General features: G+C 58.8%; 18 protein-coding genes. 10 read left to right on the top strand and 8 right to left on the bottom strand.

From position 1 onward, the window contains the following. Positions 1-107: 107 nt before the first annotated feature. A complete protein-coding gene (locus AC3Y64_RS17225) occupies positions 108-491 on the bottom strand; it encodes a tautomerase family protein (RefSeq protein WP_489984613.1) in 384 nt (127 codons plus the stop codon). Between the two features lie 207 nt (positions 492-698). Here AC3Y64_RS17225 and AC3Y64_RS17220 point away from each other — a divergent pair, with 207 nt between their 5' ends. The 4 genes from AC3Y64_RS17220 to AC3Y64_RS17205 all read left to right on the top strand — a co-directional run bounded on the left by AC3Y64_RS17220 (position 699) and on the right by AC3Y64_RS17205 (position 4,303). Beyond that, complete coding sequence (locus AC3Y64_RS17220) at positions 699-893, top strand: hypothetical protein (RefSeq protein ID WP_489984612.1); 195 nt, start codon at positions 699-701, stop codon at positions 891-893. A gap of 50 nt (positions 894-943) precedes the next feature. Then, complete coding sequence (locus AC3Y64_RS17215; RefSeq protein ID WP_163005230.1) at positions 944-1,114, top strand: hypothetical protein; 171 nt, start codon at positions 944-946, stop codon at positions 1,112-1,114. A 254-nt stretch (positions 1,115-1,368) separates the two neighbouring features. Beyond that, entirely contained in the window at positions 1,369-2,649 is a 1,281-nt protein-coding gene (locus tag AC3Y64_RS17210; protein WP_489984611.1) for an HAAAP family serine/threonine permease, read from the top strand. A gap of 151 nt (positions 2,650-2,800) precedes the next feature. Then, positions 2,801-4,303, top strand: coding sequence for an aldehyde dehydrogenase family protein (locus AC3Y64_RS17205; RefSeq protein ID WP_489984610.1), 1,503 nt, complete (start codon positions 2,801-2,803; stop codon positions 4,301-4,303). A gap of 58 nt (positions 4,304-4,361) precedes the next feature. On the opposite strand, the gene AC3Y64_RS17200 is transcribed toward AC3Y64_RS17205, so the two are convergent. Further along, positions 4,362-5,021, bottom strand: a complete 660-nt coding sequence (locus AC3Y64_RS17200) for a carbonic anhydrase (protein WP_489984609.1) — start codon at positions 5,019-5,021, stop codon at positions 4,362-4,364. 59 nt (positions 5,022-5,080) lie between these two features. Continuing rightward, entirely contained in the window at positions 5,081-5,548 is a 468-nt protein-coding gene (gene cynS, locus AC3Y64_RS17195; RefSeq protein WP_489984608.1) for a cyanase, read from the bottom strand. A 119-nt stretch (positions 5,549-5,667) separates the two neighbouring features. Here cynS and cynR point away from each other — a divergent pair, with 119 nt between their 5' ends. Continuing rightward, complete coding sequence (gene cynR, locus AC3Y64_RS17190; protein ID WP_489984607.1) at positions 5,668-6,549, top strand: transcriptional regulator CynR; 882 nt, start codon at positions 5,668-5,670, stop codon at positions 6,547-6,549. Positions 6,550-6,644: 95 nt separating this feature from the next. On the opposite strand, the gene AC3Y64_RS17185 is transcribed toward cynR, so the two are convergent. The 3 genes from AC3Y64_RS17185 to AC3Y64_RS17175 form a co-directional block, all read right to left on the bottom strand. Beyond that, positions 6,645-6,974 (bottom strand): hypothetical protein, encoded by a 330-nt coding sequence (locus AC3Y64_RS17185; protein WP_489984606.1) that lies wholly within the window; start codon positions 6,972-6,974, stop codon positions 6,645-6,647. A 510-nt stretch (positions 6,975-7,484) separates the two neighbouring features. Next, positions 7,485-7,988, bottom strand: a complete 504-nt coding sequence (locus AC3Y64_RS17180; RefSeq protein WP_489984605.1) for a GNAT family N-acetyltransferase — start codon at positions 7,986-7,988, stop codon at positions 7,485-7,487. A 48-nt stretch (positions 7,989-8,036) separates the two neighbouring features. Further along, complete coding sequence (locus AC3Y64_RS17175; protein WP_489984604.1) at positions 8,037-9,980, bottom strand: DNA topoisomerase III; 1,944 nt, start codon at positions 9,978-9,980, stop codon at positions 8,037-8,039. A gap of 230 nt (positions 9,981-10,210) precedes the next feature. Between AC3Y64_RS17175 and AC3Y64_RS17170 the strand changes: the two genes are divergently transcribed. Then, the gene (locus AC3Y64_RS17170; RefSeq protein ID WP_489984603.1) at positions 10,211-10,579 is read left to right on the top strand and encodes a DUF427 domain-containing protein; all 369 of its coding nucleotides are present in this window, start codon (positions 10,211-10,213) and stop codon (positions 10,577-10,579) included. A 43-nt stretch (positions 10,580-10,622) separates the two neighbouring features. On the opposite strand, the gene AC3Y64_RS17165 is transcribed toward AC3Y64_RS17170, so the two are convergent. Together AC3Y64_RS17165 and AC3Y64_RS17160 are read right to left on the bottom strand one after the other, a co-directional pair. Further along, a complete protein-coding gene (locus AC3Y64_RS17165; protein ID WP_489984602.1) occupies positions 10,623-12,245 on the bottom strand; it encodes an MFS transporter in 1,623 nt (540 codons plus the stop codon). A 139-nt stretch (positions 12,246-12,384) separates the two neighbouring features. Then, positions 12,385-14,037 carry a GMC family oxidoreductase gene (locus AC3Y64_RS17160; protein WP_489984601.1) on the bottom strand — a complete coding sequence of 551 codons (1,653 nt, stop codon included), beginning with the start codon at positions 14,035-14,037 and terminating at the stop codon, positions 12,385-12,387. Positions 14,038-14,170: 133 nt separating this feature from the next. Between AC3Y64_RS17160 and AC3Y64_RS17155 the strand changes: the two genes are divergently transcribed. The 4 genes from AC3Y64_RS17155 (at position 14,171) to arsH (ending at position 16,739) form a co-directional block, all read left to right on the top strand. Beyond that, positions 14,171-15,058: a LysR family transcriptional regulator gene (locus AC3Y64_RS17155; protein WP_489984600.1), complete on the top strand. Its 888-nt coding sequence runs from the start codon at positions 14,171-14,173 to the stop codon at positions 15,056-15,058. 138 nt (positions 15,059-15,196) lie between these two features. Continuing rightward, positions 15,197-15,544, top strand: a complete 348-nt coding sequence (locus AC3Y64_RS17150; RefSeq protein ID WP_110720477.1) for a metalloregulator ArsR/SmtB family transcription factor — start codon at positions 15,197-15,199, stop codon at positions 15,542-15,544. A 13-nt stretch (positions 15,545-15,557) separates the two neighbouring features. Then, entirely contained in the window at positions 15,558-16,028 is a 471-nt protein-coding gene (locus AC3Y64_RS17145; protein WP_489984599.1) for an arsenate reductase ArsC, read from the top strand. Between the two features lie 12 nt (positions 16,029-16,040). After that, entirely contained in the window at positions 16,041-16,739 is a 699-nt protein-coding gene (gene arsH, locus AC3Y64_RS17140) for an arsenical resistance protein ArsH (protein WP_489984598.1), read from the top strand. Positions 16,740-16,849: the final 110 nt, after the last annotated feature.

The raw sequence follows: 16,849 nt of genomic DNA, 5'->3' as shown, positions 1-16,849 counted from the left end.
TCCTGAGATCAAGGGCGGTTCGGTCGCGAAAGTCGTGTCAGAGTGCTGATTCCAGAGCGGTTTGGCAATGCTGGCCGCGGCGCTGCTTCAAGCAGTGTAGCGGCGTCTCAAGTCACGTATTGAGCGATGCCGTTACCAAATGACCAGTTTTCTTTTTTGACTTCCAGCAAATTGATGAAGACGTCTTCCATTCGCACCGCCAGATGCGTGTGCAAGCTTTCGGCGATGGTCTTGAACAACAGTTGTTTCTTTTCCACCGAGCGGCCTTCGCTGATGGTGATCTGAATGAGCACCACCCCGTCGCTGCGCTGGATGCCGAGGTAGTGCGGGTCGTAGACGAAGTGTTGAGGGGCATGCTCGGCGAGGATCTGGAAATTGTCGTGCTCGGGCACATCGATACAGCTGCGCAGCGCGGCATAGATATGTTCGCCGACGCGTTTGGCGAAGGTAGGATCGGGGTTGTGCTGGATGTCGACGCGGACGAGGGGCATGGCGCGGGCTCCGTGGGGTAGGGGGCTTCTCTCACGCTAGATCATGCCGGCCAGAATGAAAGTATTTCGATGTCTGAGGCTACCTACGAAATTCGCGGATTTTGCCTACGAATCTGGCAGATCGGTCTGCTATCGGGCAATTGATGAGTGCGAAATCATAAGGGCACAAGGCTGCCCGTCAGCGATTGCCACAGCCAAGGAAGGCGAATGCTCAAGAACAATCGTGAATATCTGGAGCTCGAAAGGCTGGAGAACGAATCAAGGAAGTTTGTGGCTGAAAGAAAAAAGCTTCTGGCGGAAGAGAAAAAGCTTAATAGAGAGACGAGTTTCTATCCGCTCGCAGTATTAGCGGGGGTGGCGACAGCAGTCACTGCAATAGCAGGGGTTTTCTTCAAGCTTTGATTGTTCGCATTTCACTCCTTCCAGACCCATGACCCAAAAAGGAAAGCAACATGAGTACCTATGATCGCAAAGCCCGAATGGAAGAAATGGAGCGGGAACACGATGAGTGGGCTGAAAGGGTGCGTATTAAAAACAAAGGCGATATGTTCCCGGTCTGGGCGACGCTGGCTTTTGGAATCTTTTGCTGGTCACTTGGATTCCTGTTGGGTCGATCGATCTGATCTGGTTTTCCTGGTAAGGCGCGGCGCAGATACCGTTCAGAAAACGACAATGGGCGTACTCGTTTGCGACAGGAATATTCCCGAAAACGACAATCCGCTGATCTGCTCCGCACAACCATTCCTCAGCTAAGTCTTTGCTTCTGTTGATTTATCGCGGAGAATCGCGCCCCTGTTTCGGCCGGAGCATGTCTGTCGGTTTTTTCCGACGCGTCCTGACCGAGTGGCAAGTGACCGGAATGCGGAGATCCGACCGGATGAATGATCAGGCCAAAAGCGTCGACCAGCGCTTTGACGCAGCAGCACCAGCCGAGCTGTCGAGCTGGAATCGCCAGGACACCACCTGGATGTTGGGACTGTTTGGGACGGCCATCGGCGCCGGCACCCTGTTTTTGCCGATCAACGCAGGGCTGGGTGGTTTCTGGCCACTGGTGATCCTCGCGCTGCTGGCGTTCCCGATGACGTTCTACGCACACCGTGGCCTGACCCGCTTTGTACTGTCCGGTCGCGAAGGCGCTGACATCACCGAAGTCGTCGAACAGCATTTCGGCATCAAGGCCGGTGCGCTGATCACGCTGCTGTATTTTTTCGCGATCTTCCCGATCCTGCTGATCTACAGCGTCGGCCTGACCAACACGGTCGCCAGTTTCCTCGAACACCAACTGCACATCACACCGCCACCGCGCGCGCTGTTATCGTTTGTGCTGATCCTTGGTCTGCTGGCCGTGGTGCGTTGCGGCGAGCAGGCGATCGTCAAGGCGATGAGCCTGATGGTTTATCCGTTCATCGTTGCGCTGCTGTTTCTGGCGGTGTACCTGATCCCGCACTGGAACGGCGGCATCCTCGCCACCGTGTCGCAGGTGCCGGCACCGTCGGCCTTGCTGCACACGCTGTGGCTGGCCATCCCGGTGATGGTGTTTTCGTTCAACCACTCGCCGATCATCTCGGCATTCGCCGTCGACCAGAAGCGTCGTTACGGCGCGCATGCCGAAGAGCGCAGCTCGCAGATCCTGTCTCGCGCCCATGCGCTGATGGTGTTGATGGTGCTGTTCTTCGTCTTCAGCTGCGTGTTGACCCTGTCGCCGGAACAACTGGCTGAAGCGAAAGCGCAGAACCTGTCGATCCTGTCGTACCTGGCCAACCATTTCAGCAATCCGACCATCGCATTCGCAGCGCCGTTGATTGCGTTCGTGGCGATCTCCAAGTCGTTCCTTGGCCACTACATCGGTGCCAGCGAAGGCCTCAAAGGCTTGATCGTCAAGAGCGGCAAGCGTCCGAGTGCCAAGGCACTGGATCGCATTGTTGCGGCGTTCATGCTGGTGGTGTGCTGGATCGTCGCGACCCTGAACCCGAGCATTCTCGGCATGATCGAAACCATCGGTGGCCCGGTCATCGCAGCGATCCTGTTCCTGATGCCGATGTACGCGATCCGTAAAGTGCCGGCGATGGCGCGTTATCGTGGTCAGGCGTCGAACGTGTTTGTCACCGCCGTAGGTCTGGTGGCGATTTCGGCGTTGATTTATTCGCTGACGGCGTAAGCCAAAACCTCAGAAATTGCCGTAAAAAAAGCCGCTGTGCGTGATGCGCGCAGCGGCTTTTTTTCGTCTGGAAAACGTCGATTGAGCAGGTGTATTTCGGCGGTGAATCCGCTACATTTTCCGGCCGCTCTCTGCATGGTGAATCCGCTTCATGTCTCTTGCACTCGAACGTCTGGTTGCTGGCACGCCGATCCCTTTCGCTGGAAACCGCGTCACTGTGGTCAGCCCCGAACTGGCCGCGCGCTTTCAGCCCGGTGACCATCTGTTGGTCGAGCAGGTGAGTGGCGAGCTGCTGCTGATTCCGGTGGCGGACCAACAAGCGGCGTCCGTGGCGATTGAGCGTGCGGCCGCTGCATTCACGGCGTTGTCAGCCGTGTCCGATGAAGCCATCAGTCAGTTCTTTGATCGGTTCGCGCAGCGCCTGGAGACTCCCGATTGCTGGGCGCAGATCGAAGCCGCCAACCGGGCCGACATCGAACGGGCCAAGGCGCGCGGTCGGTCCACCACCCGTTTGCTCGCCGATGAGCGCATGCGCAGCGATATGAGCGCCGGCCTGCGTGCCTGGCGTGATGCCGCCGCGACCCGCGGCAAAGTCATCAGCAGCGTCGAACACGACGGCTGGAAGGTCGAGCAAGTGGTTTCGCCACTGGGCATCGTGGCCTTTGTCTTTGAAGGTCGGCCCAACGTGTTTGCCGATGCCGCCGGCGTCTTGCGTACTGGCAACACCGCGGTACTGCGCATTGGCAGCGATGCGTTGGGCACGGCACAAGCCATCGTCACCCACGCCTTGAACCCGGCATTGGCCGATGCCGGTTTGCCGGCTGGTGCGGTGTCGCTGGTGGAAAGTGTCAATCATGCCGCCGGTTGGGCGATGTTTGCCGATCGGCGCTTATCGCTGGCGGTGGCACGCGGCTCGGGGCGTGCGGTCAGTCAACTGGGCAGCATCGCGCAGCAGGCCGGCACCGCTGTGAGTCTGCACGGTACCGGTGGGGCGTGGCTGATTGCCGATCGTGAGGCCGATGCCAAGCGCTTCGCCGCCGTGGTGCGCAACTCGCTGGATCGCAAGGTGTGCAACACGCTGAATGTCTGCCTGATTCAGCGCGAGCGTGCGGCGGAGCTGGTGCCGTTGTTCCTTGAGGCATTGCAGCAGGCCGGCATTGCTCGGGGGCAGGGCTGCAAATTGCACATTGTCGAAGGCAGCCAAGACTGCCTGCCGAGTGACTGGCAGAACGCAACGGTCGAGGTCTATCGCGCCGAGGGTTATCGGACCGAAGCATTGGCCGAACCTTTGCGCGAGTCCGCGTTGGGCCGCGAGTGGGAATGGGAAGAAACTCCGGAAGTCAGCCTGATGATTGTTGATGATCTGGATCAGGCGACTGCGCTGTTCAACCGCTACAGTCCGCAATTCACCGTGTCCTTGATCAGTGAGGACGCCGCGGCTCAGGAGCGTTTTTACAACGCGGTGAACGCGCCGTTCGTGGGCAATGGCATCACCCGTTGGGTGGATGGTCAGTACGCGCTGAATAAACCGGAACTGGGGCTTTCGAACTGGGAAAGCGGGCGGCTGTTTGCGCGCAGTGCGATTCTATCGGGCGACGGTGTGTTTACCGTGCGCAGCCGGATGACCCAGGTCGATCTCACGGTAAAACGCTGATCCGGCGGGCACTGATCGTTCCCACGCAGAGCGTGGGAACGATCAGATCCGGTGTGATTCAAGCAGCGTGATGAGTTTGCGCATGGACCGCACACGTCGCCGGTTGTTCGGCCAGCGGCACAAAGGTGCGGCGGTCCGAGGACAGCGCATCGATCGAGCCAGTCTCGATGTCATACACCCAGCCATGCAGGTTCAGCAGGCCTTTTTCCTGAGCCAGACGCACGCTCGGGTGGGTCTGGATGTTCGCCAATTGCGCGATCACGTTTTCGCGCACCATTGAACTCAACTTCGCTGCATCACTGGCATGCGTGCGCGCTTCATTCATCACTTTCGCCGACTCGGCATGTTGCAGCCAGCCACTGACAGCGGGCAGGTGATCCATGCATTTGCACTTGGCAATAGCGGTCATTGCTCCGCAGTCGGAGTGACCGCAAATCACGATGTCGGTCACGCCAAGCACCGCCACGGCATATTCCACCGTCGCCGAAACGCCACCCGGATGCGGGCTGTAGGACGGCACGATATTGCCGGCGTTACGGATGACGAACAGTTCGCCGGGTTCTTGCTGGGTCAGCAGTTCCGGCACCACGCGGCTGTCGGAACAGGTGATGAACAAGGTTCCGGGTTGCTGGGTGGTCGCCAGGTGTTTGAACAGTTCGGTGCGTTGCGGGAACGCTTCGTTCTGGAATTTCAGGAAACCGTCGATCAGGGCTTTCATGTGCGTGTCCTCTTGGATGGAGATCGGAGGGCCCGCACTCGGGTGCGGGCCGGGGCACATCAGAACGGACGCAGGGGCAGGAATTTGCCGTCGAGGGTGACCACGGCGCGGGAGCCGCCTTCCGGGTCTTCGACTTTCTTGATGTCCAGTTTGAAGTTGATGGCACTGATGATGCCGTCGCCGAACTGCTCGTGAACCAGCGCTTTGAGGGTGGTGCCGTAGATCTGGATCATCTCGTGGAAGCGGTAGATGGTCGGGTCGGTCGGCACACCGCTGAGGCTGCCACGCAAGGGAATGATCCGCATGGCTGCGACATCTTCAGCGTGCAGTTCAAGCTTGTCGCCAACCACTTGGGCAGCGTTTTCCGGCAATGGATGCTGACCGAGCAGAGCAGCGGTCACGTAGGCCAGGCTGAGGCCAGTGCCGTCAGCGAGGTCCTGCCACGACAGATCTTTGCGTGCCTTGGCGTCGAGAATGCGGGTGGTCAGGGCCAGGCTGGTGTCGTTGTAGGCGTGGGACTGTTGCATGGTGTCACTCCTTTCAGGGTTGGCTTGCTGTGTGGGAGCCATCTTCTGTCGAATGATCCATAGCGTCCAAGATCGATATACAATGCTTTGCATAAGTATTGCCTATAGTTGGTGTTTCCATGCTCCTGCGACATTTGCGTTATCTGCTGGCCGTTGCCGATCACGGCGGTTTCACCCGCGCCGCCGAGGCGCTGCATGTGTCGCAGCCGACCCTGTCGCAACAGGTTCGCCAACTGGAGGAAACGCTGGGGGTCAATCTGTTTGATCGCACCTCGCGTACGGTCAAACCGACGGATGCTGGCCAGGCTTATATCGAATGCGCACGGCGGGTATTGGTGGAACTGGAGGCAGGTAAGCGCGCACTGCATGACGTGAAAGATCTGTCTCGCGGCAGTTTGCGTCTGGCCATGACGCCGACGTTCATGGCGTATCTGGTCGGGCCGTTGGTGCGTGACTTCACGGCGCGTTATCCAGGCATTCATCTGCAGGTTTTCGAGTTGTCGATGGACGACATCGAGGCGGGGCTGGCGGATGACTCGCTGGATATCGCAATTGCCTTCACGCCCGTGCGCCATGCCGACATTGAATGCATTCCAGCGTTTACCGAGACGCTGGGGATTGTGGTGGGGCGGGAGCATCCGCTGTATGACAGCCGCTCAGTGCTGACGCAGGACGATCTTGCTGCACTGGATTTTGCCTTGCTGGCGCCGGACTTCATTACACGGTTATCGGTGGATGAATATTTTCGTCAGCACGGGATCACGCCTCAGGTGCGGATCGAGGTGAACTCGGTGAGTACTTTGCTGGAAGTTGTGCGTTGTTCACCGATGGCTACGATGTTGCCGCAGGCGATTGCTTCTGAGGATCGAGCGTTGCGCAAACTGCGCGTCGAAAGCGACGCGCCGCAGCGCGGAGCGGCGTTGTTGCGGCGCAAGAACAACTACCACAGCGCAGCGGCGCAGGCATTCATGGAGTTGGTGCTGGGAACAAAGAGTCATTGAACGGCGCTGTCCCTGTGGTGTTTCTGTTCTGGCCAATAAAAAAGGGTCTGCTTCTTTATCGGAAGCAGGCCCTTTTTTGTTATTGAAGTTTTAAATCAGCAGAACCGATCAATCACCCGAACTTCGTTGTGGTTCTGCATCGAGTCCCACGCCTGTTTCAGCGTTTGCAGAACATTACCGATGAAGTCCTTGTCGGCCGCAGCTTTCTTGCCAACATAACCGTGGCCACGGCGATACATCTTCAGGCGGGCCAGCAGGTTTTGATGGTTACGGTCGAACTCTTCTTCGCCAGCATGGGGCGCCAGGCAGTCGATATGCACTTGCCCCGACTTGCTGATCCAGAGGATATGGCTGTCGTGGCTGTCTTTTTGTGCAGCAAATATACGCGCCAGTTCTTCGATAGTGGGTTGATTGTTCAGATTCATAATGTTGCCCCTTGACCAGTCTGGTGATCTTTCAAAGTTGATTCGCTAATACAGGTAGCCCATCGGTTAGTTGATCCCTGGCACCGAAACCAGGACGTCAGCGCTCGCCCGTGGGAAGTACGGGGTCGTGCATCTGTTGCATGTAGTCGTGTTGAATAACTGCTACGCAATAGCGTCACAACGAGGAGAAGCAGCGAAAACCGGGAGGCTCCTTGACGACCTGTTCAGAGTCGACCACAAGCGTCTTGAGAATTTTCGCCAGCGCTTCTCGTCCTTGTACTGGACGTTCAGGCCAGGTCAGCTTCTTCAATCTGCCTTGTGGGCAGCGTGTATCCGGAAAAAACAACTCGGCGGTCAGACGAGTTTGCTCAAGCGTGTTACCGATGTTCCCGATCGGGGAACGTCTTCATCATGCAAAAGCAAAACGACGCCGTCAACGGTTTTGTAGTGATTATTTTTGCTCACTACATATTGTCGGACAAAGCTGTTTTGGAATGAGAAAGGATCCGTTCAAGTAACGGAGAAAGGCGTGCGCAGGCGGTAGAACGTGCACGGATAACCGTCCACGTCGCGCTGCTGCCGGGTGAAATCGCCGCCAGTCAATTCAGGGATCAGCCCGGCCCAGAAGCGCTGTGCCGGCAGGTTGGCGTCGATATGGAAAATCTGCCATTGACCGGGGATGCGCTTCAAGAGGGCAGAGACGACAAACTGCGCGACACCCTGGCCACGAAAGCGTCGAGTAATGAAGAAGTAGCCAATGTTGAGTTCAGCGCCGGCGATATGGGTTTCGTCATCGACGGTCACAAAACCTGCCAGTTCGCCGTCGACGCAAATCAGGAATGGCTGCGTCGTTGGGCGGCGCCAGTAATCGGTTTTCGGCTGGATGGAAAAGAAACCGTGCTCTGCGATCTGCAGCGGCAGCCATTCGCTGAAGTCGTACATGTAGAACTGCATGAGGTTTTCGATGATTTGCAGTTCATCTCGCTGAGCGGGGTGCAGTTCGATGCTGGCCATGCGCCGAGTTCCTGAAAGTGATGAGCCTTGCAGAAACAGTAGCGGGTTTTATTTCGCCGCTGTTCTCGCCTTGCGTGGGGCCGCGCCCGTGGTTTTGCTGCGGGTCGATTTGCGTTTCTTCTTCCAGGGTGTCGCAGCTTTGCCGGCCGGAGGCGGACCGCTGATGGTCAGGCTAAGGCTGGAGCAACGTGTCACCTGTTTGCTCATCCACGCCGCCTGTTTGGTGACGAACTCTTCCAGGCTCATCTCGCCGCTTTGCACCATATCCAGCGCCTGTTCCCAGATCGCCGTGGTGCCGGGGTCGGCAATTGCTCGCGGCACCGCATCGATCAAGCTGAACGCGGCAGGTGTGGCGGCAAGCGCCTTGCCGTTTTTCACCAGATAGCCACGGTCTAGCAAGCCCTGAATGATCGATGCACGGGTGGCTTCGGTGCCGATGCCGGTCGTGTCCTTGAGCTTCTGTTTCAGCAGCGGGTCTTCAACCAGTTTCGCGACGTTTTTCATCGCCTTGATCAGATCACCCTCGGTGTAGGGTTTCGGCGGTTGCGTCCACAGGTCCTTGAGTTTCACCTCGGCGATGGCGCATTCGACGCCCTGGCTCAGTGCTGGCAACGTTTGCGGGGCGGGGGCTTCGCGGCCCTTGGCCGGTGCAAGTGCCTCGGGCAATGCACGCTTCCAACCCGGTTCAATGATCTGCTTGCCGACCGCGCGCAAGGCTTCACCGGCGCAATCGAAGTCTGCCTGGGTGCGATCGTATTCGTGGTTGGGCAGAAACTGCGCCAGATAGCGCGCGCGGATCAGCGTATACACCGCGCGATGCTTGCCGCTCAGGCGTTCGAGATTCTTCGCCGCTGCAGTGGGGATGATGCCGTGGTGCGCGCTGACCTTGGCGTCGTTCCAGGCTCGGGAGCGGCGTTGTGGCTCGAGAAAGCCTTGCAGCGCTTCAAGACCAGGGTCGGTTTGACGCAGCGCCGCAAGAATTCCCTGCGCCTCGCTGTGTTGGCTCAACGGCAGATAACCGCAATCGCTGCGCGGGTACGTGATGACTTTGTAGGTTTCGTAAAGCGCTTGGGCGATATCGAGGGTTTCCTGCGCGCCGAGACCGAGCTTCTTCGAGCAGACTTCCTGCAAGGTGCCAAGATCGAAGGGCAGGGGCGCGACTTCGCGCATGCGCTCGGTTTTCAGCTTGACCACCCGAGCACTGGCGGCGCTACCGATTGCAGCCGCCGCTTGCTGGGCCAGTGCCTGATTCAGGCAACGATCCTGATCGTCACAAACATCCGACGGCGCGCGCCAATGCGCGGTAAACGAGGTGGAGTTGTGTAACAGATCCACATCAATCGCCCAAAACGGCACAGGCACGAAATCGGCGATGCTGCGGTCGCGATCAACGACAAGCCGCAAGGTTGGCGTCTGCACCCGACCGACCGGCAACACGCCTTGATAACCGGACTGCCGCCCGAGCAAGGTGAACAGGCGGCTCATGTTCATGCCGATCAACCAGTCTGCCCGCGAACGGCCCAGCGCCGAGTGGTACAGGCTGAACGTCTCGGCCCCCGGTTTCAGCGCTGCCAATGCCTTGCGGATCGAGGCTTCGTCCAGTGCCGACAGCCACAAGCGGCGGATCGGCCCGCGATAGCGACAGTGTTCGACCAGTTCCCGGGCGATCATCTCGCCCTCACGGTCGGCGTCGGTGGCGATGATCAGCTCGCTGGCCTCGCCGAGCAGGCGCTTCACCGCTTTGTACTGGCTGGCTGTACGCGGTTTGACGGTCATCTTCCACTTGTCCGGGATGATGGGCAGATCTGCCAGCACCCAGCGCTTGTATCGCGCGTCGTAGGCGTCCGGCGGCGCGGTTTCGAGCAAGTGGCCGATGCACCAGGTCACCGTGACATCCGTTCCTAGCCAGCAGCCGTCGCCCCGACGCTTGGCGCCGAGCACGGCCGCAATGTCTTTGGCCTGGGAAGGTTTTTCACAGAGGTACAGCCGCATAACCACCATCGTCGATCAAGGTCTGAACAGGTGCACAGAATGGCCGGACTTGGCGTCAGGGGCAACTTTTATCTGTATGGATATACAGATAAAAGCATTGCGGGAAATCTCGCGAAGACGCTCGCCATCGACGGGCGCCGGGCTATTGGCCGTTCGGCTGTAAAACCGCCCTGGCCACAACGCATAAGCTATACCTGAAGCGGTCTCTTCGCCGTATTCAGGAGAACCCCATGAAAACTTCTGGCCCCAACCGCGTCATCACCCTCGAACAACTCGTTGGCTGCCTGCTGGTGAAATTCCACGGCATCCAGGTCGCCGCTTCTTCTCATGTGATGATTCTCAACGAAGCGAACTACCCGCCGGTCTACTACGTCCCCCGCGAAGACATCGAAGAAAAGTATTTCGCCCGCACCGATCACACGACCTATTGCCCGTACAAGGGCGACGCCAATTACTTCAGCCTGCAAGTGCCGGGGCATGAAGGCGCGAATGCGGTGTGGACTTACGAGAACCCGAAAGTGTCAGTGGCGCCGATCCGCGACTATGTGGCGTTTTATCCGGATCAGGTGAAGTTCGAGGTGATCAAGGCTGAGGCATAAAAAAAGTGGCGAGAACGCAAAGTCCTCGCCACTTCAGTAGCCATTAGTTCTTATCGAGATCGATATTCTTCGTCTCACGCAGACAGACCATCCCCACCACCAGACTCACCCCGGTAATCAGCACCGGGTACCACAAGCCGTAGAAAATGTCCCCGGTGTACACCACCAGCGCAAACGACACCGTCGGCAGGAAACCACCGAACCAGCCATTGCCGATGTGGTACGGCAGCGACATCGAGGTGTAGCGGATGCGCGTGGGGAACAGTTCGACCATCAGCGCCGCCAGCGGGCCATAGCACATGGCTGAGATGATGATCAGCGCGACGATCAGAGCGACGATCATTGGCTTGTTGATCTGCTGCAGATCCGCTTGTTGCGGGTAGCCGGCGAGAGTGATTGCACCGCGCAATGCAGCTTCGTCGAAGCCGTCGAGTTTGACGTCGCCGACGCTCACTTGCACGGCGCTGCCGGCAGGCGCGGCGGCGCTGGAGTAGGGCAGGCCCTGCTTGACCAGGAAGGTTTTGACTTTGTCGCACGGGCTGTCGAATTTGGCTTTACCCACCGGATCGAACTGGAAGGTGCAGGTCGCCGGATCCGCCAGCACGGTGATCGGTGCCTGTCGGCTGGCCTGATCAATGGCCGGGTTGGCGTAGTGCGCGAGGGATTTGAAGATCGGGAAGTACAGCGCCGTCGCCAGCAAGAGACCGAGCATCAGTATTGGTTTGCGCCCGACCTTGTCCGACAGCCAGCCGAAGATGATGAAGAATGGCGCGCCGATCACCACGCTGATGATCAGCAAGGTGTTGGCCACCGCCGGGTCCATTTTCAGGAATTGGGTGAGGAAGAACAGCACATAGAACTGCGCCGCGTAGAAGGTCACCGCTTGCCCGGCGTTGATGCTGAACAGAGCGATCAGCACGACTTTGAGGTTTTCCCATTTGCCGAAGGATTCGCGAATCGGCGCCTTCGAGGTTTTGCCTTCCTCTTTCATTTTCAGATAGGCCGGCGACTCGTGCAGGCTCAGGCGGATCCAGGTGGAAATGCCCAGCAGTACAATCGACAGCAGGAACGGAATGCGCCAGCCCCAGACTTCAAACTGGTCGCCAGTGAAGTAACGGCAGCCGAGCACGACCAGCAGCGACAACAGCAGGCCGAGGGTCGCGGTGGACTGAATCCAGCTGGTGTGAAAGCCGCGCTTGCCGATTGGCGCGTGCTCGGCAACGTAAGTCGCCGCGCCGCCGTATTCACCGCCTAGCGCCAAGCCTTGCAGCATGCGCAGCACCACCAGAATGATCGGCGCGGCGATGCCGATGCTGGCGTAGGTGGGCAGCAGGCCGACGCAGAACGTCGCCACACCCATCAGAATGATCGTCGCGAGAAAGGTGTATTTGCGCCCGATCATGTCCCCCAACCGACCGAACACCAGCGCCCCGAACGGCCGCACGATAAAGCCTGCGGCGAAGGCCATCAGCGCAAAGATGAACGCCGTGGTGTCGTTGACTCCGGCGAAAAACTGCTTGCTGATCACCGCCGCAAGGGCGCCGTAGAGGAAGAAGTCATACCACTCGAACACTGTGCCCAGTGATGAGGCGAAGATGACTTTCTGCGTGGCATTGCTGGTTTCGGCGCCGCTCGCGGCGTCCAGCGGCTGAGCGTGTTCTGACATATCGGTATCCCTCACAGTGATTGTTTTTGTTGTTCCACTGGTGTTGCGTGTCCGGGTGATGCCTTGAATTAAACGCGGTCTCTTGTAGGAGTGAGCCTGCTCGCGATAGCGGTGTATCAGCCAGCGCAGATGTTGAATGTTATTCCGTCATCGCGAGCAGGCTCACTCCTACAGGGGGTGTGTTTACAACATTGGGGTTGAGGATCAATTGAGCAGCCTTTTCCGCAATCATCAGCGTAGGCGAACAGGTGTTGCCCGAGGTGATGCGCGGCATGATCGACGCGTCGGCGATGCGCAAACCGGGGACGCCGTGAACGCGCAACTGCGCATCGACCACCGCATCGCCGTCGTTGCCCATGCGGCAGGTGCCGACCGGGTGAAAAATCGTCGTGCCGATGGTTGCTGCCGCTGCCTGCAGTTCTTTTTCACTTTGCAGGCTGGCGCCGGGCAGATATTCCACCGGTTTGAACCCTTGCAGGGCAGGCGCGCTGACGATGCGGCGGGTCAGGCGAATCGCGTCGGCAGCAACGCGCAGGTCTTCCGGATGGCTCAAATAGTTGGGCTGGATCAGCGGTGCTTCCTGTGGATCCGCCGAACGGATTTCGATCCGCCCACGGCTCTGCGGGCGCAGATCGCACACCGACGCGGTAAACGCCGGAAAGCTGTGCAGCGGTTCGCCAAAACGCTCCAGCGACAGCGGCTGCACGTGATATTCCAGATTTGCCGAAGTCTGCTCCGGCCCCGAACGCGCAAACGCGCCCAATTGACTCGGCGCCATCGACAGCGGCCCACTGCGGTCGTATAGATAACGCAGGCCCATGCCCATTTTTCCCCACACGCTGCCAGCGATCTGGTTCAGTGTGCGGGCGTTTTCCAGTTTGTAGATCAGGCGCAATTGCAGGTGATCCTGCAGGTTGCCGCCCACTCCCGGCAGCTCATGAATCACGCCGATACCCAAGCGTTCAAGCAACGGTCGCGGGCCTATCCCGGAACGCTGGAGGATGGTCGGAGAACCCACGGCGCCGGCGCACAGGACAATCTCCTTGCGCGCCTTGAACTGTTTGGTCTGGCCTTCGTGACGTGCGCTGACTTTAGAGGCGCGACCGTCCTCCAGCAGCACTCGATCCACTTCAACGCCAGTCAGCACCGTCAGATTCGCCCGCGCACGCACCGGTTTCAAAAATGCCTTGGCCGCGTTCCAGCGCACCCCGGCTTTCTGATTGACCTGAAAGTAGCCGCAACCCTCGTTGTCGCCCTGATTGAAGTCGTCGATGCTGGCGATGCCGCTTTGCTCGGCAGCGCTGCGAAAGGCATCCAGAATCGGCCACGACAGCCGCTGCTGCTCCACCCGCCATTCACCCTGGGCACCGTGAAATTCAGCGGCGCCGGCAAAGTGGTTTTCGCTCTGTTTGAACAAGGGCAGCACATCGTTCCAGGCCCAGCCCGGATTGCCCTCGGCCGCCCAGCCGTCATAGTCGTTGGCCTGACCACGCATGTAGATCATGCCGTTGATGGAAGAACAGCCGCCCAGCACTTTGCCGCGCGGATAACTCAGCGCACGGCCATTGAGGCCCGGTTGTTGTTCAGTCTTGAAGCACCAGTCGGTGCGCGGATTACCGATGCAGAACAGGTAACCCACAGGAATGTGAATCCACGCATAGTTGTCGCGCCCGCCGGCTTCGAGCAGCAACACGCGCTGCTGCGCATCTGCCGCCAGCCGATTGGCCAGCAGGCATCCGGCAGGGCCGGCGCCGACCACGATGTAGTCGTATTCATCGAAGGAAGTCTGCATTCCCTGACCTCGCGTTTTGTTTTTATTGTCGGACACTCTAGTTGTTAGCTTTCGTCAAAAGAATGTTAGTTTTTGCGCAGCCGCTGTGCGTTTTTGAACAGCCTCACTAGACGATAGCCGACAAGGACACACCATGTTCGACTGGAACGACCTGCGGTTTTTTCTCGAACTGCAACGCAGCGGCCGCCTGCTCACCGCTGCTCGCCGTCTCAACACCACCCATGCCACCGTCGCCCGCCATATCGAAGCCATCGAAAAAAGCCTCGGCACCGCGTTGTTCGTCCAGCATGCGCAAGGCTATGAGATGACGCCGGCCGGGGAGGCGCTGCTCAAGCATGCCGAGGCGATGGAAAACGTCGCGCTGTTGGCGCAGGAAGAAATCACCCAGTCGACCGCGCCGCTGGGCAAGATTCGTGTTGGCGTGACGGAAGGGCTGGGCATCAAGTTTCTCGCCAGTCGCATGATCGGTTTGTTCGAGCGTTATCCGGGATTGGAAGTGGAACTGGTCGCCGTGCCCCGGTTTGTCAGCATTCTCAATCGCGAGGCGGAAATCAGCATTCATCTGGAACGTCCGGCGGCGGACATGCTGGTCACGCGCAAACTCACGGACTATCGCTTGGCGCTGTACGCCAGTCAGGCTTACCTCGATAAAGCGCCGCCATTGCACAGCCGCGAAGACCTCGGGCGGCATGCGTGGATCGGTTACGTCGATGATTTGCTGTTCAGCCAGGAACTGATGTTTCTCAACAGCTTCTGCCGCAGCCCTCGCGTGGTGTTCCATAGCACCAGCGTAATTGCTCAACAGGAGGCGGCGCGGTCGGGATTGGGCATTGCAGTGCTGCCTTGCTACATGGCCGAGTCGGATCCCGATCTGGTGCCGTTGCTGCCGGATGAAAGTATCGAGCGCAGTTACTGGATCAGTACGCGGCGCGAGTTGCACAAGTCGGTGCGGCTGCGGGTGGTTTGGGATTATGTGGTGGAGTTGTGTGAGGCGGAGCAGGGGTTGTTGCTTAACCTTTGAGATCAAAAGATCGCAGCCTTCGGCAGCTCCTACATCGATTTCTGTAGGAGCTGCCGAAGGCTGCGATCTTTTGATCTTGTTTGACCGTATATATGGATGTCCGTATATTCGAATTTCCATATGTGCAGAGCCCGTCCCATGATCACCCCCACCGAAGTCTTCAAGAGCCTCGCCGACGAAACCCGCGTCCGCGCCATGCTGCTCATCGCCGATCAAGGTGAACTCTGCGTCTGCGAGCTGATGTGCGCACTCGGCGACAGCCAACCGAAAATCAGCCGCCATCTCGCGCAACTGCGCAGCAATGGCTTGCTGCTCGATCGCCGTCAGGGCCAGTGGGTCTATTACCGGCTCAACCCGGAGCTGCCGGCGTGGGTGCGCGAAATCCTGCAAGTGACGTCCAAAGCCAATGCTGATTGGCTCAAAGACAATGCCGCCCGCCTGCAGAACATGGACGGTCGTCCGGTTCGCGAAACCGCCTGCTGCTGAGAAAGAAAAAACCATGCGAATTCTGTTCATGTGCACGGCCAACAGCTGCCGCAGCATCCTGTCCGAAGCCATGTTCAATCATCTGGCGCGCCCCGGATTCGAGGCCGTGAGTTCTGGAAGTTTCCCGAAAGGCCAAGTGTTGCCACGCAGCCTGTCGACGCTGCAACAGGCCGGCATTGCCATCGATGGCCTGTATAGCAAGGGCAATGATGCGTTCGAAGACAATCCGCCAGACATTGTCATCACCGTCTGTGACAAGGCCGCCGGTGGGAGCTGCCCGGTGTACTTCGGCCCTGCGCTCAAAGCCCATTGGGGCCTGGCAGATCCCTCGGATGTGATCGGCGACGATGCCGCCGTGGACACGGCGTTCGCTGCCACGCTGGCGATCATCGAGCGGCGCTGCGCGACCTTTCTCGGCCTGCCATTCAAATCACTCAACCGCGCTGAACTCCAGCGTGAGCTGGATCGTATCGGCTCGCTCTGAGCCAGAGGACATATGTCAGAACAACTGCCCCATCTTGATCATTCACTGTTCGAAGGCTTACAGACGTCTTCTTGGGATCAACACAAACCGCGCATCCTGCTGCTCTACGGCTCGACCCGTGAGCGCTCCTTCAGCCGATTACTTGTAGAGGAGGCCGCCCGTTTACTCGAACACTTCGGCGCCGAAACGCGCATCTTCAACCCGTCCGGTCTGCCGCTGCCCGACGACGTTCCCGTCGACCATCCCAAAGTGCAGGAACTGCGCGATCTGGTGCTGTGGTCGGAAGGCCAGGTCTGGTGCTCACCTGAGCGTCACGGCGCCATGTCTGCCGTGTTCAAGGCGCAGATCGACTGGGTTCCGCTGGAACTCGGTGCCGTGCGCCCCACTCAAGGCAAAACCCTTGCCGTGATGCAAGTCTGCGGCGGTTCGCAGTCGTTCAACGTGGTCAACCAGTTGCGCGTGTTGGGCCGCTGGATGCGCATGTTCACCATCCCCAACCAATCCTCGGTGCCGAAGGCCTACATGGAATTCGACGATAACGGGCGGATGAAACCATCGCCGTTCTATGATCGCGTGGTTGATGTGATGGAGGAGTTGGTGAAGTTCACCGTGCTGCTGCGCGATCAACAGGCGCATCTGGTTGACCGCTATTCCGAGCGCAAGGAAAGTGCCGAGCAATTAATGGCTCGGGTTAATCAGCGTTCGATCTGAGAGCGTCTGGCCGACTGATTTCAGTCGGCCCTTGCAACTAAGTTCTCGCGCCACAGGTCACTCAATCTGCGGAGGTTGATTCATTTCGCACGACCTCGAACATCGCAGAC

The sequence above is a fragment of the Pseudomonas sp. 4CAES_32.4 genome, from assembly GCF_058136335.1.
Note: the sequence above shows the minus strand (reverse complement) of the source record. Positions and strands in the feature narration are given on the sequence as shown.